The 23,480-nt window shown below is 65.6% G+C and carries 24 protein-coding genes and 1 riboswitch; of the genes, 9 read left to right on the plus strand and 15 right to left on the minus strand.

What is annotated here, in order from left to right; genetic code table 11:
- The first annotated feature begins 734 nt into the window (after positions 1-734).
- Complete coding sequence (locus A39O_RS0123240; protein WP_020507068.1) at positions 735-1,910, plus strand: toxic anion resistance protein; 1,176 nt, start codon at positions 735-737, stop codon at positions 1,908-1,910.
- 308 nt (positions 1,911-2,218) lie between these two features.
- Positions 2,219-2,473 (plus strand): DUF1640 domain-containing protein, encoded by a 255-nt coding sequence (locus A39O_RS34795; protein WP_157640361.1) that lies wholly within the window; start codon positions 2,219-2,221, stop codon positions 2,471-2,473.
- Positions 2,474-2,819: 346 nt separating this feature from the next.
- Here A39O_RS34795 and A39O_RS39105 read toward each other — a convergent pair whose 3' ends face one another.
- The 5 genes from A39O_RS39105 to A39O_RS0123260 form a co-directional block, all read right to left on the minus strand.
- Positions 2,820-3,059: a hypothetical protein gene (locus A39O_RS39105; RefSeq protein ID WP_083924847.1), complete on the minus strand. Its 240-nt coding sequence runs from the start codon at positions 3,057-3,059 to the stop codon at positions 2,820-2,822.
- On the minus strand, positions 3,056-3,253 hold the full coding sequence (locus A39O_RS39110) for a type II toxin-antitoxin system HicA family toxin (protein WP_083924848.1): 198 nt from the start codon (positions 3,251-3,253) through the stop codon (positions 3,056-3,058). The genes A39O_RS39105 and A39O_RS39110 overlap by 4 nt, the downstream gene beginning before the upstream one ends.
- A gap of 141 nt (positions 3,254-3,394) precedes the next feature.
- A complete protein-coding gene (locus tag A39O_RS39115; protein WP_245561965.1) occupies positions 3,395-3,712 on the minus strand; it encodes a type II toxin-antitoxin system Phd/YefM family antitoxin in 318 nt (105 codons plus the stop codon).
- A 488-nt stretch (positions 3,713-4,200) separates the two neighbouring features.
- Positions 4,201-4,566 (minus strand): HVO_A0114 family putative DNA-binding protein, encoded by a 366-nt coding sequence (locus A39O_RS0123255; RefSeq protein ID WP_020507071.1) that lies wholly within the window; start codon positions 4,564-4,566, stop codon positions 4,201-4,203.
- On the minus strand, positions 4,563-4,844 hold the full coding sequence (locus tag A39O_RS0123260; protein ID WP_020507072.1) for a toxin-antitoxin system TumE family protein: 282 nt from the start codon (positions 4,842-4,844) through the stop codon (positions 4,563-4,565). The genes A39O_RS0123255 and A39O_RS0123260 overlap by 4 nt, the downstream gene beginning before the upstream one ends.
- A gap of 141 nt (positions 4,845-4,985) precedes the next feature.
- Positions 4,986-5,166, plus strand: a riboswitch (yybP-ykoY riboswitch).
- 15 nt (positions 5,167-5,181) lie between these two features.
- Here A39O_RS0123260 and A39O_RS0123265 point away from each other — a divergent pair.
- Positions 5,182-5,748: a TMEM165/GDT1 family protein gene (locus A39O_RS0123265; protein ID WP_020507073.1), complete on the plus strand. Its 567-nt coding sequence runs from the start codon at positions 5,182-5,184 to the stop codon at positions 5,746-5,748.
- Positions 5,749-6,120: 372 nt separating this feature from the next.
- On the opposite strand, the gene A39O_RS0123270 is transcribed toward A39O_RS0123265, so the two are convergent.
- Positions 6,121-7,641 (minus strand): hypothetical protein, encoded by a 1,521-nt coding sequence (locus A39O_RS0123270; protein WP_020507074.1) that lies wholly within the window; start codon positions 7,639-7,641, stop codon positions 6,121-6,123.
- A 212-nt stretch (positions 7,642-7,853) separates the two neighbouring features.
- Here A39O_RS0123270 and A39O_RS0123275 point away from each other — a divergent pair, with 212 nt between their 5' ends.
- The 4 genes from A39O_RS0123275 (at position 7,854) to A39O_RS0123290 (ending at position 11,484) form a co-directional block, all read left to right on the plus strand.
- The gene (locus tag A39O_RS0123275) at positions 7,854-10,247 is read left to right on the plus strand and encodes a cellulase family glycosylhydrolase (protein ID WP_020507075.1); all 2,394 of its coding nucleotides are present in this window, start codon (positions 7,854-7,856) and stop codon (positions 10,245-10,247) included.
- 150 nt (positions 10,248-10,397) lie between these two features.
- Positions 10,398-10,658, plus strand: coding sequence for a BrnA antitoxin family protein (locus A39O_RS0123280; protein WP_040528572.1), 261 nt, complete (start codon positions 10,398-10,400; stop codon positions 10,656-10,658).
- A gap of 269 nt (positions 10,659-10,927) precedes the next feature.
- Complete coding sequence (locus tag A39O_RS39120; RefSeq protein ID WP_083924850.1) at positions 10,928-11,155, plus strand: DUF433 domain-containing protein; 228 nt, start codon at positions 10,928-10,930, stop codon at positions 11,153-11,155.
- The gene (locus tag A39O_RS0123290; protein ID WP_020507078.1) at positions 11,152-11,484 is read left to right on the plus strand and encodes a DUF5615 family PIN-like protein; all 333 of its coding nucleotides are present in this window, start codon (positions 11,152-11,154) and stop codon (positions 11,482-11,484) included. The genes A39O_RS39120 and A39O_RS0123290 overlap by 4 nt, the downstream gene beginning before the upstream one ends.
- 301 nt (positions 11,485-11,785) lie before the next feature.
- Here the strand turns inward: A39O_RS0123290 and A39O_RS42300 are convergent, their stop codons facing one another.
- From A39O_RS42300 to A39O_RS0123325, 8 genes are all read right to left on the minus strand, one after another.
- Complete coding sequence (locus tag A39O_RS42300; RefSeq protein WP_211211697.1) at positions 11,786-11,977, minus strand: hypothetical protein; 192 nt, start codon at positions 11,975-11,977, stop codon at positions 11,786-11,788.
- Positions 11,974-13,284, minus strand: a complete 1,311-nt coding sequence (locus tag A39O_RS0123295; protein WP_020507079.1) for a DUF58 domain-containing protein — start codon at positions 13,282-13,284, stop codon at positions 11,974-11,976. The genes A39O_RS42300 and A39O_RS0123295 overlap by 4 nt, the downstream gene beginning before the upstream one ends.
- A 46-nt stretch (positions 13,285-13,330) precedes the next feature.
- Positions 13,331-14,317: an AAA family ATPase gene (locus A39O_RS0123300; protein WP_020507080.1), complete on the minus strand. Its 987-nt coding sequence runs from the start codon at positions 14,315-14,317 to the stop codon at positions 13,331-13,333.
- Positions 14,318-14,482: 165 nt separating this feature from the next.
- Positions 14,483-15,703, minus strand: a complete 1,221-nt coding sequence (locus tag A39O_RS0123305) for a DUF4350 domain-containing protein (RefSeq protein ID WP_020507081.1) — start codon at positions 15,701-15,703, stop codon at positions 14,483-14,485.
- Complete coding sequence (locus tag A39O_RS0123310; protein WP_020507082.1) at positions 15,693-17,237, minus strand: DUF4129 domain-containing protein; 1,545 nt, start codon at positions 17,235-17,237, stop codon at positions 15,693-15,695. The genes A39O_RS0123305 and A39O_RS0123310 overlap by 11 nt, the downstream gene beginning before the upstream one ends.
- Complete coding sequence (locus A39O_RS0123315) at positions 17,227-18,210, minus strand: stage II sporulation protein M (protein WP_020507083.1); 984 nt, start codon at positions 18,208-18,210, stop codon at positions 17,227-17,229. The genes A39O_RS0123310 and A39O_RS0123315 overlap by 11 nt, the downstream gene beginning before the upstream one ends.
- 3 nt (positions 18,211-18,213) lie before the next feature.
- Positions 18,214-18,981 carry an RDD family protein gene (locus tag A39O_RS0123320; RefSeq protein ID WP_020507084.1) on the minus strand — a complete coding sequence of 256 codons (768 nt, stop codon included), beginning with the start codon at positions 18,979-18,981 and terminating at the stop codon, positions 18,214-18,216.
- Positions 18,982-19,136: 155 nt separating this feature from the next.
- Positions 19,137-19,781: a chorismate--pyruvate lyase family protein gene (locus tag A39O_RS0123325; protein ID WP_020507085.1), complete on the minus strand. Its 645-nt coding sequence runs from the start codon at positions 19,779-19,781 to the stop codon at positions 19,137-19,139.
- A 417-nt stretch (positions 19,782-20,198) separates the two neighbouring features.
- On the opposite strand from A39O_RS0123325, the gene A39O_RS0123330 reads away from it, so the two are divergent.
- The gene (locus A39O_RS0123330; RefSeq protein WP_020507086.1) at positions 20,199-20,393 is read left to right on the plus strand and encodes an alanine-zipper protein; all 195 of its coding nucleotides are present in this window, start codon (positions 20,199-20,201) and stop codon (positions 20,391-20,393) included.
- Here the strand turns inward: A39O_RS0123330 and A39O_RS0123335 are convergent.
- Positions 20,372-21,385 (minus strand): L,D-transpeptidase family protein, encoded by a 1,014-nt coding sequence (locus A39O_RS0123335; RefSeq protein ID WP_020507087.1) that lies wholly within the window; start codon positions 21,383-21,385, stop codon positions 20,372-20,374. The genes A39O_RS0123330 and A39O_RS0123335 overlap by 22 nt on opposite strands.
- Positions 21,386-21,405: 20 nt before the next feature.
- Here A39O_RS0123335 and A39O_RS0123340 point away from each other — a divergent pair, with 20 nt between their 5' ends.
- Entirely contained in the window at positions 21,406-23,466 is a 2,061-nt protein-coding gene (locus tag A39O_RS0123340; protein ID WP_026199683.1) for an elongation factor G, read from the plus strand.
- Positions 23,467-23,480 lie beyond the last annotated feature (14 nt).

The raw sequence follows: 23,480 nt of genomic DNA on the forward strand, positions 1-23,480 counted from the left end.
GCCTAGCAGCCTGTCGGACTTTAGGCGACTTCCGAATAAGACGCTATCAAGAATCAAGCTCCGTAGGAGCCCGCTTGCGGGCGACGTGACCTGCCGGAATCGCGTCATTGTGCCCCCACCCGTCGCCCGCAAGCGGGCTCCTACGGGTTGGATTTCTCGCGGAAATCACCTTACGTTAGATTGTGGAGCAACAAAAAGCCTTTATGTTGACTCATGCCCTTATCCTAGGGGCTAAGTCCGACAGGCTGCTAGATCGTCGTTCCGGCCGTAGGGTGGACAAGCGCTAGCGCAGTCCACCGAATCCCGCGCCGTCGCTGGTGGACTGCGTTTCGCTTGTCCATCCTACGATGTCCCGTGGTCGGAACCGTGATCGAGGCCGACAAGCGATTCAATGTGCGTGCGAGCAGCCCGATGTCCATCGGGTTTCGATTCGCCACATCGCCTGGGGGGTAAGGAAGGCCGCCAAGCATTTGAAAAGCTTCGGTTGCCATGTCCGGAACCAACGAATCGTTGCGACATTCGCAAAACTCGGACGGCGAAACGACGCGGTACGAGAAAATCCTCGTGGGACTCATCACTTCGATTACGACAACGACAACGACGGCGGCGACAAAGGCGTTACCTAATGGATTTGTTTCACTGATCGGTGAACGGTTCCTAAGCCCCGCCGTTTTGCCCACGTTTGCGGACACATCGCTTTTCACTTGCCCGATCTGTATTCAGGAGTGCCCTCAGTGACTGAACAAACCACCGAATTGGAACCCCGTCCAGATACCCTGGATCGGGCCCTGGCCCGGCGTCCGGAGGCTGGTGCGCTGCAGACCACGACCCCGGCCGCCCGCACCGAACTGGCACCCCAGGTCGCCGCCCTGCTGCGCGAGATCGACCTGACCGACAGCCAATCGGTTCTGTTCTTCGGCGCCAAGGCGCAGGAGCAATTGACCGAGGTGTCGGATCAGATGCTGGAGGGCGTGCGCGCCAAGGATGTCGGCCCCGCCGGTGCCTCGTTGAGCGAGATGGTCACCACCCTCAAGGGCTTCGACGTCGATGCTTTGAACCCCAACCGCAAGCCGGGGTTTTTTGCCAAGCTGATGGGCAAGACGCGTCCGATCGCCCGGTTTCTCGAGGAATACGAGATGGTGCGCGACCAGATCGAGGCGATCAGCCGCGACCTGGAACGCCACAAGACCAAGCTCCTGACCGACGTCACCGCGCTCGACCGGCTCTACCAGGCCAACCTCGACTACTTCCGCGCCCTGGAGCAATACATCGATGCCGGCGAGGCCAAGCTGCGCGAACTCGACGACACCGTCATCCCGGCCCAGGCCGCGCACGTTGCGGCGAGCGACGACATGGTCCAGGCGCAACAACTGCGGGATCTGCGTGCCGCGCGCGATGACCTGGAGCGGCGCGTCCATGACCTGAAACTGACCCGCCAGGTCGCCATGCAGGGCCTGCCCAGCATCCGGCTCGTCCAGGAGAACGACAAGGGCCTGATCAACAAGATCAGCTCCACCCTGGTCAACACCGTGCCCCTCTGGCGCCAGCAGTTGGCCCAGGCGGTCACCATCTTCCGCTCCAGCGAAGCGGCCGGCACCATCCGTGCGGCCACCGATCTGACCAACGACCTGCTGCGCGCCAATGCGGAGAACCTGAAAACCGCCAATGCCCAGGCCCGGCGCGAGATCGAGCGCGGTGTCTTCGACATCGAAGTGGTGCGCCACGCCAACCAGACGCTGATCGCCACCATTGAGGAGAGCCTGCAGATCGCCGACGCCGGCAAGCGCGCCCGCGCCGAGGCCAGTCAGGAGTTGGAGCGGCTGGAGGCGGACCTGCGCCGGACGCTGAGTGCATCCAGCGCCAAGCCGACCGGGGAGGGGGCGGAAGACCGCGGTCGCAGCCGCGTCTAGGCGGTCGGGCGCAATAACGCAGCGTATTGCGCCTCAAGCTTCCGCTGAAACAGACCGGCTCGTTCCCCTCGCGGATTTTGTGGGAGCGGCCTCCGGCCGCGATGGGACCCACCGCGAACTCCGACGCCGCGAGACCGTTCGAGGCCCCGTCGCGGCCGCAAGCCGTTACCGCATTCGTCTCATCCTGTTCTTGTTACAGGAGTTGGGCGAGGCGCATGGGCTGGGCGGGAAGGCCGGCGGCAGAACGGTTGCCGCGGGTCAATCTTCTGTGCCGGGTACACACGAACGAAGAGGAGACTCGCAAGGCCATGCAGGAAAATCAGGCAGAGGCCATTGCCGAGGCCTTCCGGGCGGCGCAGATCGAGGCCGATCCGGTCACCAAGACCGACTTGAGCGCCAATGACACCGACCTGCGGCACGCCTTACAGGAGACCGAGCAGCGCTTCAAGGCGCAGATCGACTTATTGCGCAGCGACCTCACGGGCAAGTTCACCCTGCTGCAATGGATGCTCGGGTTGCTGCTGGCGGGGGTCGCCTCGCTCGTCATCAAGTCGTTCTTTTAGCGCCGTTTGACCGCGACCGCCGCCGAACGACAGTCCTCCCCGCATGGGTAAACCGTCGGCGACGCACATGAAGCTTGGGTCATGATCGCCGCTTTGGCCAAAGCGCTCACCCGGATTTATCCACAGATGCCACAGATGAAGAAAATCTGTGGATGAGATTTCCGGCCTTGATCATCGTTCCGGCCAGCGACGGCCTGTCCGCAACTGGAGGTCGAGGCTTTAGCCGGTGGCGATTCCTGAGATCTCAAATAAAATCAGTGGTGCCTGCGCGCCGGACCGGCTAAAGTCTCGACCTCCAGTCGCCGGAACGACGACCAAGACCAAAGCCAGCCCCGTTAGCGCAACTCTAGGCGACATCTTGCAGCAAGTTTGCGTAATCCTTGCCGGATGTTGGCGATGGCAAAGGTTTATGATCACGCTTGTACAAAATAATCGCCTCATCAACAACTTGGCAAAGCTCATCAAAAACGCGCTTCTCGTTTTCGCCGTGACAGCCCCCAAAAATCAATCCTGGGCAACTCCCAACATAGCAATTGTCTTCTTCTGACCATTCCACGATTTTAGCGTAACGCGCACTATCTTTCATTTTTTTGACTCCGTTATTGCTTTTTCAACTGCTTTAACCAAATACTGTTTCGCATCATCACCGGACTTCCCGGACACTGTAATTGGCTTTGTGACCTTTGGATGGACGAAGTTTCGGTGGCTCCCCTTTCCACCCCGATTCGCGAAGCCTGCCTGTTCCAATTGTTCAATCAAGTCTTTTACTTTCGGTGGCACACGGCCCTCGCTTTTCTATGCGCCGAACGTGAAGCCTAGGTTCGGCTTCTCTGCTTCAGGGTTGCTTGAATTACGTAAACTGTTCCAGGAACCCGAATTCCTTTAGCAGGATCGCCATTAGCGCCGAAGTATCGACCGCGATCATCCGGGCAGACCATCGTCGCCGTAGAGAAAATCCTGGCTACGCGCAGCGCTCGGCCCGGCGGAGGCGCAAGCAGATGCCCTGAGTGTTTCCAACAGCGTCCGCCGGGCCTTGCTGTCCGGCGTTGCCGTGATTGGAACCAGACGAACCCTGGCATGACCGTGGCGGGTCAAGATCACCTCATCACCCGCCTCGGCGCGGCGTACCAGTTCGGTCAATTGCCCTTTGGCATCGGTGACTGAAATTTGCATAGGCTCCTCCAGCAGTGAATCTGCCCTATAATCTGGCAGGTCAGAATAGTCCGGCAGATGGTCCATTATCGCAGAGGTTGCAGATTATTCGATAGCGCCGTCCTGTTGGAAGAAGTGTCTCCGCTCCGTCGCCCCAGAATGCGACCGCTAGACAAATGGGTCGATCGCTCGCAGATTCGTCGAGGATGGCGGCGATGGAGTTGCGAATGTCTTCTGCGGAGGCAACAAACATGGATGGTTCCTGTGACTCCTAACGAATAAACGTTTGCTGCACTCATCCGATCCTGGCACGGTGCCCACTGCGGGCACGGCCTTCTTTAGCAAGAGGGGATTGTATCCCAGAGCCCGGGTTACCGGCCGGTGCCGAGCGGCACCTCATCACTTAGGCAACGGTCGGAGCGGCGCAAAGTGGGCATCCGAGGGGCTGGCAAAAGGACAATTATGGATTGATTGTAGAGCATATTCTGGCATGTGGGCGCGCAGGGTTTCGAGGTGCTGTCAACCGCTGTCGCTGGGGACGAACGTGGTCCGCACTGGGCCGCTGTCGGGTTGCTCTACGCCGCCCCGCGCAGGGCAAAATCCGCGCGGATCTCCGCAAACGGAACGCACAGCCGGCCGTCCGCGTCGGTCTCGATCAGCCCGGTCTCCAAGAGCGCCTGGCAGTCCGCGTCGACACGTTTCGCATCCCGACCCAAGGCGCGTGCCAGGGCACGTATCTCCAGGGGACCGATGGACTGAAGCCGCTCGATCAGTTCCCAGCGATTGGGTGTCAGCACCCTAAACAGTGCGCCCGGTGACTCGAAGACAAAGACCTCACCCTGATAGTCCCCGTGATGCCAAGCCGCCAGGAAGCGCCCGCGCAGATCGGCCAGGACCGCGTCGGTCTCCCGCTGCACGCGAATCACCGCGGTTCTGGTCATGGGCGTCGCCTCCGGACCTCTGCAAAAAAGTCGTCGATCAGCCGCTCGGGGGTAGTGAAGCGATACGGATGCTCGGTTCCGTCAAGGTGGAGATGGTCTCCCTTGCCGCGCTCGTTGTCGAATCCCACCACCCGCTTGCCAGGATAACCATAGAAAAGGCGGTACTTGTAGCTGTGGCCGCAACCGGGCACCGGTTCGGGCACGCGCCAGACAACGGCGTCGAGGATCGCCCCGTCGTCGTAGACCTCCCGGTATCGCAACAAGCGCTCGGCTGGCATGGGTGTGAGTATCGCAAGCAGGGCACAGGGTCAGCAAGGGGGCTGGCTCACGCGGATTTACCGTCGGATCTGCTGCGCGGACCGAGCGCCGATGGGCCGATGGCCGAAACGGCAATACAGTCCGCCAGCCGTGCTATGCTCTGCGCCGTCTTTGGGGAGTAGCCGCCTTCCGCGCCCGCGAGAAGGGTTTGCATCAACAGACTTGGTCTGACCGCGGGGTCGGACCATGGTGCAGACAGCCGCATGTGCCTGGCGAGACCTTTGACCGCGGTGCGCCTACTGGGCTGGCGACGTTCCGTGGTCATTGGCTTTTTTCGCCGGCCCCCGGAGTCTTTGTTTGGAAGCCTTCCTCGTCTCGACCGGTATTGTCGCCCTCGCTGAGATCGGCGATAAGACCCAACTGCTCGCACTCTGTCTCGCCGCGCGCTTTCGCAAGCCCTGGCCTATCGTTTGGGGGATTCTCATCGCCACCCTCGCCAACCATGGGTTGGCCGCGGCGGTCGGTCAATGGGTTACGGTCTACGTCGGGCCGGATGTCATGCGCTGGATTCTCGGTCTCTCCTTTATCGCGATGGCCTTGTGGATGCTGGTGCCGGATGAACTGGACGCGGATGCGGCGCCGGTCGGGCGCACGCTGGGTGTGTTCGGCGCGACGCTGGTCGCTTTCTTCCTGGCCGAGATGGGCGACAAGACTCAGGTGGCCACGGTCGCGCTGGCCGCGCAGTTCGGCAGCTATTTCTGGGTGGTCGCCGGCACTACGCTGGGTATGTTGTTGGCCAATGTGCCGGTGGTGTTTTTCGGCGACCGGATCACCGCCTGGATACCGACACGCGTCGTCCATGGCACCGCCGCGGCGACTTTCATCGTGTTGGGGGTGCTGGCGCTGATCGGGTTTGGTCAATGAGCTAGGATCACGAGGGGTCATGATTGCCGTCCCTGCCACAAGAACGTCGTCGCCTCGATCATCGTGCCGACCGGTGTCCAGGCGTCGCGCACTGGTCGAGGCATTGACCGGACCAAAGCCGCGTAGATGCGATGTCGACCGGCAAACGGCCATGGAAGGAACATCCGTCACCACGGACGATGAATGGCCTCCGTGGGAGCGGCGTCCCGCCGCGATGCGGTGCCGCGGTGATATCGAACGCTGCGGTGACACGCCCGACCCCATCGCGGCGGGACGCCGCTCCCACAGGGTCGCTGCGCGACTTTCACGGTACCTCCAGTGATCTTGCGAGCGGCACGACGATCAAGGTCCGCGCCGTCAGGCGCGACCGGGTTACCGCACCCCCGCCAACGGACGCATCTCGACGTCACAGGTGCCGCCGAGGCGGACGGTGGTGGGGTTGCCGCCGCCGCGGCAAGCCTCGCCCCGGTCTTTGACCCGGCAGGTGACCTCGACCGGCCGGCCGTCGTTGATCCAGCTCGGGGTCTTGCGATAGCGTCCGACCTCTTTGAAGCGGCAGCCGGCCGGGACGCCATAGGGCGGGCAGGCGCTGGGTTGACGCAGTGACACCTTGCGTTTGTCGACACTGAAGCCGGGGTAATTGTCCAGAATCCGGATGGCGTCTCCCTGCGGCTTCTCCTCGAATACAAACTCTTTGAAATCATAACCACCGTCGGCGGCACTGCCGACCTGGATGCGCTTGTCGGCGATCAGGGCAAAGTCGCCGCCGCGGCCGGCAACCGCGCCCGACATGTATTCCACCCGGTCGTGCCGGGGGAAGCATTTGCCCATGGCGGGGGCGTGATAGTAATGGCGCAGTTCAGTGAGGTTCGCGAGCGGGGTGCCGGGGAAGATCTCCTTCAGGTCGGTCTCGCTGCCGTAGAGGATGCGCTCCACGTCGCCGACGTTCTGGGTGTACATGGCCTGGAACTTGGCGTAGGTCTCGTCCTGGGCCAGATCGGGGCGCAGGAAGCAGGAGGTGAGCCCGGAGATCTGCGTCAGGTACTCGTCCCAGATGTTGTACTGGTTCACCGTGGAGGCGGCACCCTGGAAGTCGCCGGGGAACCCGCAGCCCTGATTGCTCTTGCACTGGCCGACGGCGCGGTTGCGGATGGACAGCGCGATGACGTTGCGCTCGCAGGTGCCGTAGGCGTTGCAGCCGCGGCCGATGTGACCCTCGAACAGCGTCGTGCGCATCACATAATCCAGATGTTTGGCACGGGCCAGTTCAGTGTCCGAGCCAAGGCGTGCGTTGGCGCGCGAGAACTCGCCCCAGGCGTTGGCCAGGGCCGCACGCCGACCGGTCAGCGCGCGGTTGGCAGTTTCGCACTGGGGGGAGGCGTGAAAGGCGCGCACGATCTGGTCCAGGGTCGTCGCTCCGGCCGTGCCGCCGCCGTTGCCGCCGGAACGGGGCGGATCGAAGAAGGGTGCCTTCTTCAGGGCGTAGAGTTGGCGCACGTCGATGACATACTTGACGCCCGGCGCGCAGTGATGGTTCTGGACCTGGAGTTGGCCGCGTTCGGCCACCGTGCGTTTGAACCGTTCGGTGTCGGCGCGCGTCGCCTTGCGCGGGTCGACGACGACCTCGAAACCGACATAGGGCGTGCCCTGGCCGTCGGTCAGCGGTTTGCCGTCGCGGATCACCAGGCAGGGGATCAGCGAGGTGCCCTGGCTCAGTGAACCGGCCGGCGAACCGGGGCCGGTGAAGCCCTCCGCCCGGTAGTAGGGCACCGTGGCCGGGCCGTTGAACTTGTAGATGGTCATCACCGGGGTGGCGGGGATGGCCGCCTGGGTGACCTGGGCGGCGGTCAGGAGGACCAGTGCGCTGAACGATCGCTGCAAAAAACGCTGCATGGGTATGGGGCCCTGGGGGTTGATCGTGAATCTGCTCCGGAACCAATCCGGGTGGTCCACCGAGAAGTTGAAGTAAGATTGTGAACCATGCGCCTTCGTGGACTCAACCGTGCCCGCGGGTTCAGTGGGCCGCGGTGCAGATCGAGGCCGCCGGGCGCCCCCGGCGGTTGCTCAGTCACTCTACCTCACCTAAGTTATCGGGGTTCCGTTCGATGAAACGCGACGCACTGTCCGCACGCATCCTGACGCTGAGTTCCCTGGCCCTCGCGCTCAACACCGCGCTGGCTGGAACCAATCTGATTCAGGACGGCGGTTTCGAAGGTCCCTTCCCCGCCTGGAGCAGCACCAAGTCAGCCCTCGCCCTGGATCCCGCCGCCGCGGAGACCGGCACCCAGGGTTTGCGTGTGGACTCCGCCTACGCCTGGTGTCCCTACGGCGCGCTCTATGCCCTGGCCGCCGGTTCTCTGCAGAACGGCACCCTTTATGAGGTAGGTGCCCGGGTCCGCCTGGCGGCGGACGAGACCGGCTATGCCGATCTGGATCTGGGCCTGATCAAGAACAACGGCAGCCCGACCTGGATCGACGGGGAGCAATCGAGCTACGACGGCCGGGCCTATCCCGACCGCTGGACCACCCTGTTCGGCGTCATCAAGACCAACTTCGCCGCGACCGACACGATCAAACTGTGCATCTCCGGCGGTCTGGGTAAGACCGTCTATATCGACAACGCCTACGTCGCCCCCCTGACCCGGGCCGAGATCGGCTACCAGCCCCCAGCGACCCTGGACACCGACGCGCTGGTGCGGGCAAGCGGCAACCGTCTGGTGCTGGGTCCGAACGACGCGCCTTTTGTCCTCAAAGGGACCAACGTCTATCAGTACGATCCAGGCGACAATCTCTCCGCGGCGCTCACCAACTACAAGTTCAAGAACGTCAAGGCCGACTCCTACGCCGAGATCGCCGCCCTGGGCTTCAACAGCGTCCGGCTGATGCTTGCCTACAACGTATTCGAAGATGACACCGCCCCCGGGGTCTACAAGGAAGAGGGCTGGGCCGTGCTGGACCGCCACATCCAATGGGCCGAGGCCCACGGCCTGCGCCTGATCCTGGACATGCACGTTCCCCAGGGCGGCTACCAGAGTGCCGACGGCTTCAAGGGTTTCGGCAGCCGGGCCGACCTCAAGAAGCGCCTGGAGGATCTCTGGGTCGCCATCGCCGGGCGTTACCGCAACGAAACGACCATCGTCGGCTACGACCTGATCAACGAACCCTACGTCAATCATTGGTTTGATTACGCGGCGACGGTCATCGAGAAGATCCGCGCCGTCGACCCCCACCATCTGGTCGTGGTGGAAGTCTCCTTCCATCCCAATGACACCGGCATGTACCGCCTTGCCGACCCCAATGTCCTGTACGACGTGCATTGGTACGAGCCCTGGTCCTGGGCCGGCTCGCACACCAATAACACCCCCTACGTCGGTACCGTCGAGACCTTCAAGCAGGAACTGCGCGACGGCGAGGGCCTGCAGGAATTCTACGACGGCGCGACCGACAGCTTCACTGTCCCCTTCAACGTGGGTGAGTACGGCATTACCTTTGAAAAGTACGAGATCGAGGGTGTCGCCGGGGTCGCCTGGCTGGCGGACGCCAATGCCGCTTTCGACCACTTCGGCATCAGCCGTCAGTTGTTCGCTTACAACGAGGGCAACTTCGGCATCTACCGCGGCTGGAACAGCTATCCCCGTGAGCATACTGCCACCACGGCCGCCCTGCTTGCCGCCCTGCCGGAGGTGAACGGCGCCGAACCGCCGCCACCACCCCCGCCACCACCACCCCCGCCGCCACCCCCACCGGCCCCGGTCCTGGCCGACCTGAACCTCGTGTCGTTGGCCGTGGACAACCCCACCCCGGTGGCCGGCAGCACCGTCAACCTGAGCTTCGCGGTCGGCAACCTGGGCACCGACGCGGCCCTGAACGCACGGGTCTCGCTGCCGCTGCCCGCCGGGGTACAGTGGGTCAGCGGTCCTGCCGACTGCGCCGCCGCGTCCGGCGCTCTGGTGTGCAGCTTCGGCACCCTGGAGCAATCGGGCACCCGCACCCGCAGTGTCGCCCTGCGCCCGACGACCGCCGGCAGCCTCACCCTCACCGGTACCGCCGGCTCCGACACCCAGGACCCGGACACCGCCAACAACGCGGCCAGCGTCGCCCTGACCGTGGCGGCCTCTCCACCCCCTGCCGGGCAGACCGCGGACCTCGTGCTGACTCAGTTCAAGGCCACCAGTCTGACCCCCAAGGCCGGGAGCGCGGCGGAGTTCATTTTCATCATCAAGAATCTGGGAACCGATGCCGCCGCCAACACCCGTTTCGTGCTGCCCCTGCCCGCCGGCCTGAGCTGGGTGTCCGGACCCGCGGAGTGCAGCGTCGCCGCCTCCGAGGTGGTGTGCAGTTACGGCAGCCTGGCGAAGAACGCCTCACGCACCCGGTATCTGTACCTGCGGCCCGCCGCCGCCGGGGCCATGGTCCTTACCGGCAGCGCCCAGGCCGATACGCAGGATCCGGTCCCCGGCAACAATGCGAAGACCCTCAACCTGACCGTTATGCCCTGACCGCCGGAACGACGGGGCCAAGGAAGGCCCAAGGCGCCGCCGCTCGTCGGTGAGCGATGGTCCCAATGGCATCTGTCATGCTGGGCAGCGAATGCCGTGGGCGTGCCGAAGTCGACCGTCCGCCGCTGGTCACTGCGGATGTGCAATTTCATGAACAGACAAGACGATAGCGATCCACTCGATCAGGAGATCGACTTCAGCCAGGCCCGCTGCGGCCCTGTCATCACCCCTGAGAGCGATATGACACGCATTACAATCTCCTTGGATACAGCCGTCGTCGACTGGTTAAGGGCGCAGGTCAAGGAAAATGGCGGCAGCTACCAGACGCTGATCAACGGGGCCCTGAAGATCCACATCCAACAGCAGCAAAGCCGGAATGATCTGGAACAGACACTGCGGCCTTGGTCATAAACCCGGCCACCGTGCGATCTGCGCGGTCGTCGGTCCGCACAGCGGACCCTACAGGTCACGGTGTTACCGTAGGGTCCGCTGTGCGGACGGTCCGCGGCCGGCCGGGACGATGATCAAGGCCGACACTGCGGCGGGTGCTGCGCGAAGAACTCGACGCAAGGCAGGCTGCTTGAGGGCGATGCATTTGAACGCTTACGGTCGCGCCTGGATACGCGCGCCCCAGCCTCAATGTCTTGCATCCCCAGAATGAACCGTTAAAGGAGAAAATGATGGACTACATCGACAGAATCGCAATTGCGCCGGGTAAACGTGGTGGGCGCCCCGTCATCCGCGGGCTTCGCATCACCGTCTACGATGTCCTTGGATGGCTTGCCGACGGCATGACCGCCGAAGAAATCATCGAAGATTTTCCGGAGTTGGAAAGGGCCGACATCCAAGCGTGCTTGGCCTTCGCCGCTGATCGCGAACGCCGCGCTGTCGTTGTTCAAGCGTCATGAGACTGCTGCTGGATGAGAACCTGTCGCGCAGGATGGTGCCATTCCTGCAAGCGCATTATCCGGGAAGCAGCCAGGTTGTACTTGCCGGGTTGGAGCAAAAGAGCGATCTTGAGATCTGGAAGTACGCTAAGGAGCACGGGTTCACGATTGTTACCAAAGATTCGGACTTTCAAGTCCTAAGTTTGCTGAACGGCGCTCCGCCCAAGGTCATCTGGCTGCGGATCGGCAATACCAACAAGGCGAATGTGATTCGCATCCTGACCGAGCGTTGTGACGCGATTGCAAGCGCCATCGCGGATGCACAGGTGCACTGCCTGGAAGTCGGATGACCAGCATCGATTTATCGGATCGGAGAACCGATTGGCAATCGTGGTAAGTGGCCGACTGATACGGGTATTCCTTGATGTATGCGTCCGGCCGTACTTGGGGCGTCGGCAACTCATCCGACGTGAGCCGCCGCCGTCGTGACGCTTGGGCAGTTGCGGCAGAAGCGATGATGGCATTGATCACGGTTCCGGCCATGGGACATCGTAGTCAGTACCCGGTAGTCAGGCGGCCCGCTTCATCATGCAAACGACATGGTGTCAACCGTGTACTCCATTTTCGGCATCAAGGGTCCGGCGGCCGTGGTCATCGGTCCGGCCAGCTTTCGCCGTGGCTCAGGCGTGGAAATTTCATCCACAGATGTCCACAGATGTTCACAGATGAACACAGATGACTTTCTTCATCTGTGGATATCTGTGGCATCTGTGGAAAAATCCGGGTGATCGCTTTGACCGGAACGACGATCGTTGCCGGTTCGGCGACACCGATGCGGATCACAGCAGTCCGGCCCGTTTAATGTCGAAATAGCGGTTCACCAGCGCGATAGGCAGTTGCGCCGGGAGCAGATCCAGCGACTGGATGCCCAGGTGTTGCAGGCGCTCCTGGTGCCGCTGCCGCTGGGCGAGCCAGCCATGGACGGTGTGGAAGCGTAACGCCTCCTCAAGGTTGCCGATCGGCGCCTCCAGTGCCCGATCCAGGGCGGCCTCGCGCAGGTCGGCGACCACCACCAGATGACGGCGGCGCAGGAGTTGCGCGGCCTGCTCCAGGCCTTCCTGATCCTCGTCCCGACTGTTGGTGAGGATCACCACGAGGGCGCGGCGCGGCATGGCGGCCAGCAGGGCGCGGGCCGCGGCCAGCGGGTCCGCGGCTTCCAGGCTGGGTTGCAGGTCGTAGACGGCCTCCAGCAGCCGGTTCACCGTGGCGGGCTCCTTGCGCGGGGCGAACCAGCGGCGCGGTCCGCCATAGGTCATGAGTCCGACCGCGTCCCCCTGACGGACCGCGACATAGGCGAGCAGCAGCAGGGCGTTCAGCGCCTCGTCGAGGTGGCCGCGGCCTTGTCCGGCGTCGCGGTGGCGCATTCGCCGGCCGCAGTCGAGCAGAAACAGCAGGCGCTGATCGCGCTCGTCCTGATACTCGCGGGCGATGACTTTACGCATCCGCGAGGTCGCTTTCCAGTCGATCTGACGCAGTGAGTCCCCCTCGCGATATTCACGCAACTGGTGGAACTCGGCCCCGCTGCCGCGGCGCTGGAGTCGGCGCACGCCGAGTTGGGCCAGTTGATCATTGGCGGCGAGCAGGGTGTAGCGGCTGATCTCGGCGAAGTTGGGAAAGACCCGCAGCGTTTGCGCCGGCGGCAGGCAGCGGGTGCGCACCCACAACCCCAGGGGTGACCGGGTGGCGACTGCGCAGCCCACCACCGGGAAATCGCCGCGGTTGGGTGGGCGCAGGCGGTACTGAACCTCGGTTTGTCCGCCGGGTTGCAGGCGCAGATCAACGGGCAGTCCCTGTGCATCGAACTCGGCCGGGTGGAGGTCGTGGACGCGCAGTCGCAGCGTCTGAGCGGACGGATTGCCGACTTCCAGCCGCACCGGGCTCCAGACACCCAGCGGCAGGGTGCGGCCCATGTGTCGGCGCAGCAGCGGGTCGGGTAAGCGCCGCAGGGCGAACAGGTCGGCGAGCGCGAGCCCGGCGATCAGCACCCCGCCCCATTGCCAGAGGGTCCCGACCCAGGGCTGCCAGGCGGCGGCGATGCCGACGGCGGTCCAGGCGGCGAGGGCGATGACGAGGGGGGGGCGGGGGGTCATGGGGGTAGTAGCGAGTGGGCAGACGGGGCGGTCCGCGCAGCGGACCCTACGAGCGCGGCGCCGGTACGGCCGCCAGCAGGTCGCCGAGGACGTCGTCCGGTCGGTAGCCCTCGATTTCCAGGTCGGCGGTGAGTTTGAGGCGATGGCGCAGGACGGCCGGCGCCATCGCTTTGACATCGTCCGGAGTCACGAAGGCCTTGCCCTCGGCCAACGCATGGCCGCGGGCGGCCCGGACCAGGGCGATGCCGGCGCGCGGTCCCGGGCCGGTGTCGATGCCCTGCCAGTCGCGCGCGGCCCGGATCAGGCGCACCGCGTAGTGCAGCACGCTGTCGTCCAGGCGCAGGCGCGCCGCAACGACTTGCAGCGCGGTGATGTCCTGGGTGTTCAGCACCCGGCCCACCCGCGAGGTGTCGAGTTGGTCGCCGATCTGTCCGTTGGTGACCTGGCGCACCAGGTCGAGTTCCTCCTGCTCGCCCGGGTAGTCGATGAAGATCTTGAGCAGGAAACGGTCGAGTTGGGCCTGGGGCAAGGGATAGGTGCCCTCCTGCTCGATCGGATTCTGGGTGGCATAGACCAGGAAGGGCGCGGGCAGGGGCAGCGGCTGGCCCTCGATGGTCACCTGCTGCTCCTGCATCGCTTCGAGCAGGGCCGCCTGGGTCTTGGCCGGGGCGCGGTTGATCTCGTCGCCCAGCAGCAGGTTGCAGAAGATAGGGCCGCGGCGGATGCGGAACTCCTCGGTCTTCATGTCGAACAAGGCGTGTCCGGTGACGTCGCTCGGCATCAGGTCGGGCGTGAACTGGATGCGCGCGAAATGGCCGCCCACGGCCTGCGCCAGACCGCGCACCAGGAGCGTTTTGCCAACCCCCGGCACGCCTTCGAGCAGACAATGACCGGCCGCCGCCAGGGCCACGACCGACTCCCGGAGCACCTGGCGCTGCCCCACCAGCGCCCGCCCGACCGCGGCCTCCAGGGCTTGCAGGTGCGCGGCGGCCTGGGCGACCGCCTCATCCAATCCAGTCTCCGATTCGCTCATTCACGCCACCTCAGGCGATGTCCCGTCACATTCATCCGATGGATCAAGCCGCCCGCCGCCGGCTTGCGTCTGCTGGAGTTCCAGCGCAATCTGCCCCGAACCCCGAACCCCGAACCCCGAACCCCGAACCCCGAACCCCGAACCCCGAACCCCTCGCCGCCAGGATCACGGGCGCCGCCGCCTGGCCCCGTGCCAAAGCGCCTTGAGGACCTTGGTTTGCTCGATGAAGCCCTGGGCATCATCGGCCTGGGTCGTCAACGCTGCACGCACCTGTTGCGGCAACAATCGGCTGGCCTCGGCGATGCCGGCGATCTGGTCGTGTTGCGCCAGTTGATGCAGGTCCGGGCGGCGCCGTTGCCAGACCGTGAAGACCTGCCGCCGCGTCGCCTCGACCAGTCCGGCGGCGCGCCCATGACGCCACAGGAAGGCCCCGGCGGCATCCAGGTGCTCGAGCAGGTCGCGTCGCCGCCGGTCCGGGGCCTGCTCCAGCGGTCCCAGCCGCGCGCTCAACGACCAGACCCACACCAGGACCAGGATCGCCACCGCGCTGATGCCTGCCGGTGCCGCGGCCCACAGCAGGGTCCCGAGCCAGGGAACCGCGCTGTCGTAGAGCAGCCAGACCTTGCCGCCGGGGGCCGGCTGGACCAGATAGGCGAGAAACAGCGCGTGATCGTGGCGCCCGATCCGGTCGTTGGTGAGGAACAGGTGGTCGCTGGACACCGTGAGCATCCCCGCGCCGACCGGCAGTCGCACCATGCGCGTTCGCCCCCCGGCCGCAACCTCGGTCGCACCCGCGACACCCGCGGCTTCCAGGTACCAGTCCGGATGAAAGGCGACGCTCAGCGGTTCGCCGCCCGGCAGCCAGGGCGCCTTGGCCAGGATTTGATCCCGGTCCTTGCCGGAGGTCCCGTCGGCGTCCTCTTCGGTCTCCCGCAGCCTGATCCCGAAGGTGCCCGGCAGGTCGTCCGGATCCGGCGCGGCGGCCGGAACCGCATCATCGGACGACGCCTCCGCGTCGTCGTCTGCATCGTCCCACAGGTCGACCGCTTCCACCACCAGTCGGCCGCCATCCTGGAGCCAGGCGCGCAGTGCCGCCTGGCGTGCCGTGCTGAGCGGCCCCAGGCCATTGACGACCAGGGTGTCGGTGATGGGTGGGAGTTGCCGCAGCAAACCACGGCCGGCACTGCTTTCCACCGGGATTCCCAGGCGGGTGAGGAAGCGCTCAGCCGCGAGCATGGGATTGCGGCGGGCTGCCGCGGCGGCACCGATCGGGATCTCCTGGGTCCGGCGCTCGAAGTTGGCCAGAAACCAGGCGGTGAAGGCCGCCATGCCGATCACGAGCAGACCGGTCAGCACCAGCGCCAGGGTGCGTCGTTCAGGCGCCATGGTCGGCTCCGTCCGGTCGCGGCGCTGCCGTGTCGGTCCAGCGCAGCCAGGCGGCGAGGTGCGCGTCGATCCGGTCCAGGTCCGGTGTCCGCCGGGCGTAGGCCAGCGCCTCCCAATCGTGGGTCAGGAGCCGTAACGGCGCCAACTCGGATGCCTCCAGATGATGGGCCGCCAGGCGCAGGACCTCGCCTTCGGTGGCGCCCTCCGGGATTGTGACAGCGCATCGCGACAGGTGCGCGATGCTGCCGCGATAGAGCAGCGCCAAGGCGCCGCGCGCATCACCGGCGGCGAGGTGCGCGCGCACCGCGGTGGCCAGGTCGACCGGGGTTGGGTGAGGGTCCGCGGCCGGGGCCGCCGCGCGGATGACCGTCGACGGCTGCCGTCGCCGTCGCGCCGCGGGCCGCCAGTCGCGCAGGATGCGGCGCGCCAGCAGCGCAACCGCGGCGACGGCGCAGATGACCAGCAGCCATTTGAACAGCGGTCCGAGGAGCAGCGCCAGTTCGCCCAGCCACCGCAGCCAGGATGGTGTCTCGGTGGGCATCTCGTCCGGTCCGGTGATGGGCGCCCAGAAGGTGAGTTCCCGGGTGCGGCCGAAGGTCTCGTCGGCGAGGACTTCGGCCATGATCGCGCGCGCCTCGGCAGCGTCCGGCCAGGGTGGCGCGGGCGTTGCGGCCTGCAGTCCGCCGCCCGGCCAGGTCGTCGCCAAGCCGATCAGCAGGGTGCCGACCAGGGCCATGGTCAACGGTCGGCCAGGCCCGAGGCGTCGCTCCCGTTGGCCTGGTGTTCCGGCTCGGGGTGCCGACCCGGTGGTTCCCGCCTGGCGAAAGGCGAGTTCCAGATCCCAGGCTTCCAGTTCAGTGCGGCGGCCGATATAGAGCGCGAAGCCGCCACAGACGTAGAAGGGGGCGATCACCGAGGCGGCGAGCAGGTAGAGCGCGCTGCTCAGCCAGTAGGGCCAGGATTGCCCGTCGGTCACGGCGGCCGCCAAGTCGATGTTCGGCAGGCCCGCGGGGATCAGGAAATACAGGCCGAGCAGCAGTCCGCCCCAGAGGATGGCCTCGAAGTGATAGCAGATCAGGGTCAGCCAGGCGGCGGTTCCGTCGCCCTCGCTCAGCACCCGACGGCGGCTGCGCACGGCCGCCCCGTGCAGCCCTTCCAACAGGACGATGGGCAGATTGAACGAGCGGCCGACACTCAGCCGGCGCCAGAGCAGAGAAGGGAGCAGGCGGCGGGTCCAGGCGGATCTGAAGATGACACCGGCATTGCGCAGCGCCACGGGCTCGCCGAACAGCGCGCGGCTGCTCCAGTACAGCAGCGGGGCCTCATAGAGCGGCTTGAACCACCAAACCAGCACGAGCCACCAGTCGGCCTTCCCGCCGACCAGGGCCAGTGCGAGGAGAGCCGGCGGCAGGGTTCCCAACCACCACAACAGCCAGAGGGTTGGGAACCACTGACGCGCCAGGGTGAACCCCAGATCCACGCCCTCCCAGGGGCGGCGCGGGCGCAGGACAGCGGCGGCCCGGTCAAGCTCCATGACGGTCACCCCGGCCGGCCAGGCTCAGATAGACGGCTACCAGTATCCAGCCCACGGCGCCGACCCCGTACTTGACTTCGGCCGGCGTGCCGCCGGCAGACCAGAAGGCCTCCACCACCGCGGCCAGCAGCAGCATCAGCGCGGCCCCGCCGACCAGCACCACGGCGTCGCGCGCATTGGCGCGCAGGGCGGCCAGGCGGGTGCGGCGTCCGGGGGCGAGCAGCGCCTGGCCGAGCAGGAGTCCGGCCGCCCCGCTGATGGCGATGGCGGTCAGCTCATAGGGTGCGTGACTGCTGACAAAAGGCCAGAAGGTCGACTCGAAGCCCAGCCGGGTCAGGTGGCCGGCCGCGGCGCCGATCGCCAACCCGTTGAACAGCAGAATGATCACGCTGCCGAGCCCCAGCAGCAGCCCGCCGGCAAAGGTGCGGAACCCGATGCCGATGTTGTTCATCACGTAATAGCCGAACATCTGAAAATCGGTGTCCGCCTGGCGCTGTGCGGCGCGCCCGACCTTGCGGTTCGCCGGGTCGTACAGTGCTTCCAGATCGGTCACCTCACTGCTGTCCATGAGGCTGTAAATCAGTTCACCATCCTGATGGCAGGCAACGCCCATGATCGCCATCGGCAGGAACAGCAGGGCCGCGGCCAGCCAGAACGCGGCCGCATGACGGCGCAGGGTGCGGGGAAAACCGGCCGCCATGAAGGCCAGGGTCGGCCCCAGTAACGCCGGTCGACGCTGGTACAGACAGCGGTAGCCGCGCCGGACCAGCGCGTGCAGCTCGGCGATCAGCCCCGGGCTGTAATGGCGGGCGCGGGCCAGGGCGTAGTCGGCACACAGGCGCCGGTAAAGCACCGGGAAACGCACCGGCGCCGGGTCTGGCCGGCGGCGACCGCGGCTTTCCAGTGTGTCGAGGAGTTGACGGTACTCCTCCCATTGGCCGGCTCGGTCGGCGGCGAAGGGTTGTTGTCGCATGGTTCAGCGCCCCCTGGTCAGCCAGCTTGCGTAACCGGCCACCAGTGCCACCGCGGCGGGTCCACTCGGCCAGGTCTGGCCGTCCGCGGCGGGGGGAAACCGGGCGAGCAGGGTTTCGGCGAGTTCGATCCGTCGTGCCGCCGACAGTCGCGCCGCCCGTTCGTCGAAGGCGAGGATCGCCTGCGCGGCGGTCAGCGACAAGCCGGCGGGCGGCGGTCGGGGGGCCGTGTCGCATTGTGCGGCGAGGGCCGCGGCGAGGGCCGCGGGGCGGGCGACGGGGTTGTCCGCATGGACAACCAGGGTGCCGGCCGCCAGATCGCCGAGTCGGCGAAAATCCCGGTCGGCCAGGGTGCAAACCAGGCCGACACCGTAGAACAGCGGCAGAAAATCGACGACTCGCAAGAGGTTGCGGATCAGCGACGCGGGCAGCCCCACCGGGGTGCCGTCGTCGTGGACCACCAGTAATCCCAGCGCGCGTTTGCCGGGGGTGGCCCCGGTCCAGACTTCGAAGACCACCGGATAGAACCATTCGAGCAGGAAGCCGGCGATCAGGATCATCCCGGCCCCGAGACCGGCGAAGGCCGCCAGCGGAGTGAGGGCCAGGTAGACCAGGAGTCGAATGCCGCCGTCGACGGCCAGTGCCACGGCGCGCGCCGTCGGGCCGGCCGGGCGCAGGCCCAGGTCGACACCCTCCGGGGTCTCGTTCAGACGGATGGTGTCGCGGGGGGCTACGACGGCAGGGCGCGCGCGGCCGTGCGTGGCGAAGGGCACGTTGGTCGGGCGTTCCGTCTCATCCCGCCGGTCCGTTGTTGCTGAGAAGTACCGTCCCTGACCCTGGATTCCGGCATCCTGCCGGAATGACGGGGGGTGGTATTCTCGCGACTTCAGGTTGAACGGGGTGCTTGGTGATCCAGTAAACACGCTGTTCAGGCGGGCGGCCGCGGGATGTTTGATGGTTGAACCAGCGGCGATCGTTGCGTGTCGCCTTGAAACAACGCCAGTGCAAAGCGTTCAGTGATGAGGATCACGGGGTGACCGCCGATAATGATCCGATAGGTGCGGAATACCGATTCGCCGACATCCCCTTCCGCGTCCCGGTCGACCCCGACGTCCAGGACCTCCCGATAACTCTCCAGTCCGCTGTCACGGATCAATGCGCCGATGCCGATCTCGCGGTCGATCAGACGGCGGCGAAAGTCTTCGGGAATCAGCTCCGTGCGGATCAGCGACAAGGCCTCGGCGAAGGCGCGCCCGCTATGGACGCCACGCAAGCGGGCATCGCGAACCAGGCACCGGGATCCCGGTGTCAGACCGATCCAGGGCACCGCGGCCTGCGCCGTCTCGAAGCGTTGCTCCAGGGTGTCGACGGCCACGGGTTCCCAAAAATAGGCTTCCAGGATCTTGGTGACGGTTCCGTCGGTGACCAGGAGGGCGCGCAGAAACGGCGGTAGGGCGGCGAGCGGGATCGACTCACCCCGGTCGTCGCGGATCTGGCCTTCCGCGACGTAGCCGTCACAGCGGAACGGCGACATCGACGGGTCGTCCAGCGGACGACCATAGTAGCGGCGCATAAATTAGGACCTCGGCAAACGGCCTGCCTGGATCGCGGGCCTGGATCCCCAGCGTGGACCAAGATTGTGCCCGAGCGCAACCCGGCGCTCGAGCGACATCCGCTGGCCCTGAGGGTGTCGGACGTGAACGTGTTTTCATTACAAACAGGCGTGTCGTCAGGGCGATTCCGGAAATTCCGCGTGGTTTCGCCCTCTCGGCTGTTGCAGTTCGCGTGTTTTTCACGCAAGCTTACACACCGGGTCCGACTCTTTCGGTCAAACCGCTCGCGGTTGGCCAGGAGCGTACAATCGGATCTTGATCCACCGGGCATCCCGCGCATCGTCAGATGTAACGGATGCAGTGTGGGGGATTCGGAAAAACCCGAACCTGTGGTATAAAAAGAGAGCCGATTGGCTCAACCTTTGGAGATTCTACCGATGACCAAGATCGTCAAGCTCGCTTCCCTGTCCGCCGCTGCCCTGATTGGCGCCTCCCTGCTGAGCGCCTGCACCGACTCCACCGCTCGTGAAATGGCTCAGCAAGCCCTGGACGCCGCCAAGGGCGCCCAGGCCTGCTGCGACGCGAACACCGAGCGTCTGGACCGCATGTATCAGAAGATCATGTCCAAGTGAAGCCTGTCGGCTGAACTGCGCCGGCTTCCCACAAGTTGCGGGAGGCCGGTGTTTTCCTTGACCGCTCGTTCCACCGCCTGCCAATCCATCGTCAGCCCATCCGCGTTCGCCACCGACTCCGGTACCACCGAGCGCGCCGCCTTCCGTTTCGACTCATTGTCGATGTGCACCTCCAGATAGAGGTCATTCCCCAGCCAGCCGAGCTTGTAGGGCTGGTCGACGATCGTCACCACCGTACCCTCGCTGACCTGCGGGAACAATTCCTCGATCCCCTCGTTGTTCATGCGGATACAGCCATGGCTGACCTGCATCCCCAGACCCCAGGGTTTGTTGGTGCCGTGGATCAGATAGCCGGGAACGGACAGCCGCATGGCGAACTGCCCCAACGGATTGTCGGGACCGGCAGGCACCACCGCCGGCAGGATGTCTCCATTGGCCGCGTGCTCGGCCCGAATCGAGGCCGGCGGCGTCCAGGTCGGGTCTTTGACCTTCTTGGTTATCGAGAAAGTCCCGAGCGGTGTGCTCCAGCCCTCACGTCCGATGCTGATCGGGTAGCTCTGAATCTCGTCCGGGTTGTCGGGCGGATAGTAGTACAGGCGCATCTCCGGGCGGTTCAGCACCAGACCCCGGCGCGGGGTGTTGGGCAGCACGAAGAAGGTCGGAATCAACACATCGCTGCCGTCGCCCGGCACCCAGATGTCGACCTTGGGGTTCGCCTGGTCCATATCCTGATAACCCAACTGGTTCTGCCGACCGATATCGAGCAGAGTGTCGTGATTGCGGCTCTTTACATAGAAGGGCACGCCGATCACGCTATCGCCCGGGTGCGCCAGCCGGAAGGTATCGGCCTGAACCGCGGGCGCCCAGCCGTGGCCGAGGCCGAGACCCAGCGCCGTCGCGGCGGCCAGCCAGCGCCCGCCCCGGGTCTGGGCGGGTGCCGAAGCGCGCGGTCGATCCCGGTCGTTATGCTTGTTTATATTCAGCTTTATCACTCTGTTACCTCGTAAGCATGATGAAGAAATTGTCGCGATTGTCGCACGTCCGCAATATCGGGGTCGCGGCCCATGTGGATGCCGGCAAGACCACGCTGACCGAGCGCATCCTGTTTTACACCGGCGCTTCCTACAAAATCGGTGAGGTTCATGATGGGGCCGCCCACATGGATTACCTGGCCGAGGAGCAGCGTCACGGCATCACCATCACCGCGGCGGTCACCAAGGCGCCGTGGCGCGAACACCTGATCCAGGTGGTGGATACCCCCGGTCATGTCGACTTCACCATCGAGGTGGAGCGTGCCATGCGGGTGCAGGACGGCTGCATCCTGGTCCTCGACGGGGTGCGTGCCGTCGAACCCCAGACCGAGACCGTGTGGCGCCAGCGTGCCCGATTCAATCTTCCGGCGCTCTTTTTTATCAATAAGATGGATCGCCCCGGTGCCGACTATCGGCAGGCATTGGCCGCCATCAGGCAGCGTCTCAAGGGTGAACCCGCGCCGATCACGGTCCCGCTGCCCGACGCACAGGCCGTGGTTCATTTGATCGACCGGACGCTGATTCGTTTCATGGGCGAGCAGGGCGAGTTGCTGGAGACGCAACCCTGCCCCGACGCCCTGTGGGCGCAGCTGGCCGCCGACCGGGAGGCCCTGGGCCTGGCCGCCGCCGAGTTCGATGAGTCCCTGATCGAGCCGGTGCTGGCCGGCGAGACGCCGGAGCCCGCGGCCCTGCGCGCCGCCATCCGCCGCGGGACCCTGGCCGGGCGCTTGTTTCCCTGTTACGGCGGCAGCGCCCTGCGCAACCTCGGTGTCCAGCCGCTGCTGGACGGGGTGATCGATTTCCTGCCGGCCCCCCCCGACCGCCCGCCCGCCATCGGCCGCCGCCCCGACGGCAGCAGCGAGGAGGTGGTGCTGGGCGGGGACGGTCCGCTGGTCGCTCTGGCCTTCAAGGTGCAGCTCTGGGATGGACGGCGCCATGTGTTCGCCCGGATTTATCGCAATACCCTGAAAGCAGGCGACCCGGTGGAATTCGTCGGACCGGACGGTCAGACCCGCCATGAGCAGGCCGCCCGCCTGTTCGAGGTCGACGCCGGCAAGAAGACTAAGGTCGATCAGGCCGAGCCGGGTCAGATCGTCCTGATCGCCGGTCTGCGCTTCGCCACGACCGGCGATACCCTGTGCGCTCCCGGACACCTGATCGGCCTGGAACGGATCGAGGCGCGCGCCCCGGTCCTGGGTCTGGCCATCGAACCGGGCGCCGGGACCGATGAGGAGCGCCTGCTGGAGGTCCTGGACAAGGTCACCCAGGAGGATCCCACCCTGGCCGTGGAAGAGGACCCTGAGACCGGCCAGCGCCTGCTCAAGGGGATGGGCGAACTGCACCTGCAGATGGTCCTGGAGCGGTTGGGGCGTGAGTTCGGCGTGCAGGTGCGCAGCGGGCGCCCCGCCGTGGCGGTGCGCGAGACCATTCGCCGCGGCGCGGCGGCGGACGCCTTGTTTACGACGCCGCCGCTGCCCGACAGCAAACACCTGGACCTCATGGCGCGGGTCGCGCTGGCGGTAGAGCCGCTGACCCGCGGTGCCGGTACCCGTGTGGACGTGACGCCACGGGTGCTGCCCGAGGGCGCTGTCCTGAGTGACGAGCAGCGCCGGGCCATCGCGTCGGGTCTGCGCGGCGCGCTCGAATCAGGCCCGCTGCAAGGCGCCGCGCTCATGGATCTGGCCGTCCAGGTCCGCGAGGCCGAGTTGTTCGGCCCAGGCTCCACCCCGGAGGCACTGGCGGCGGCGGCCGGCAAGGCGTTGCGCAAGGCACTGGAGGAAGCCCAGCCGGTTCTGATGCAGCCGGTGATGGCACTGGAGGTCATAGTCCCGGAGGTCAACCTGGGGGCGGTCCTGGGCGATCTGCAGGCGCGTGCCGCCCTGATCCTGGAAACCCGCACCGGCGACACCGCCGACGGCAATGCCGCGATCCGTGCCGAGGCGCCGCTTGCCGCGCTGCTCGGCTATACCACGACGCTGCGCAGCCAGACCCAGGGCCGCGGTCAGTTCAGCATGGAGTTTTTGCGGTTCGATGTCCCCTGACGGGTGAGCGCCGC

The sequence above is a fragment of the Lamprocystis purpurea DSM 4197 genome (assembly GCF_000379525.1).
GTDB lineage: Bacteria > Pseudomonadota > Gammaproteobacteria > Chromatiales > Chromatiaceae > Thiodictyon > Thiodictyon purpureum.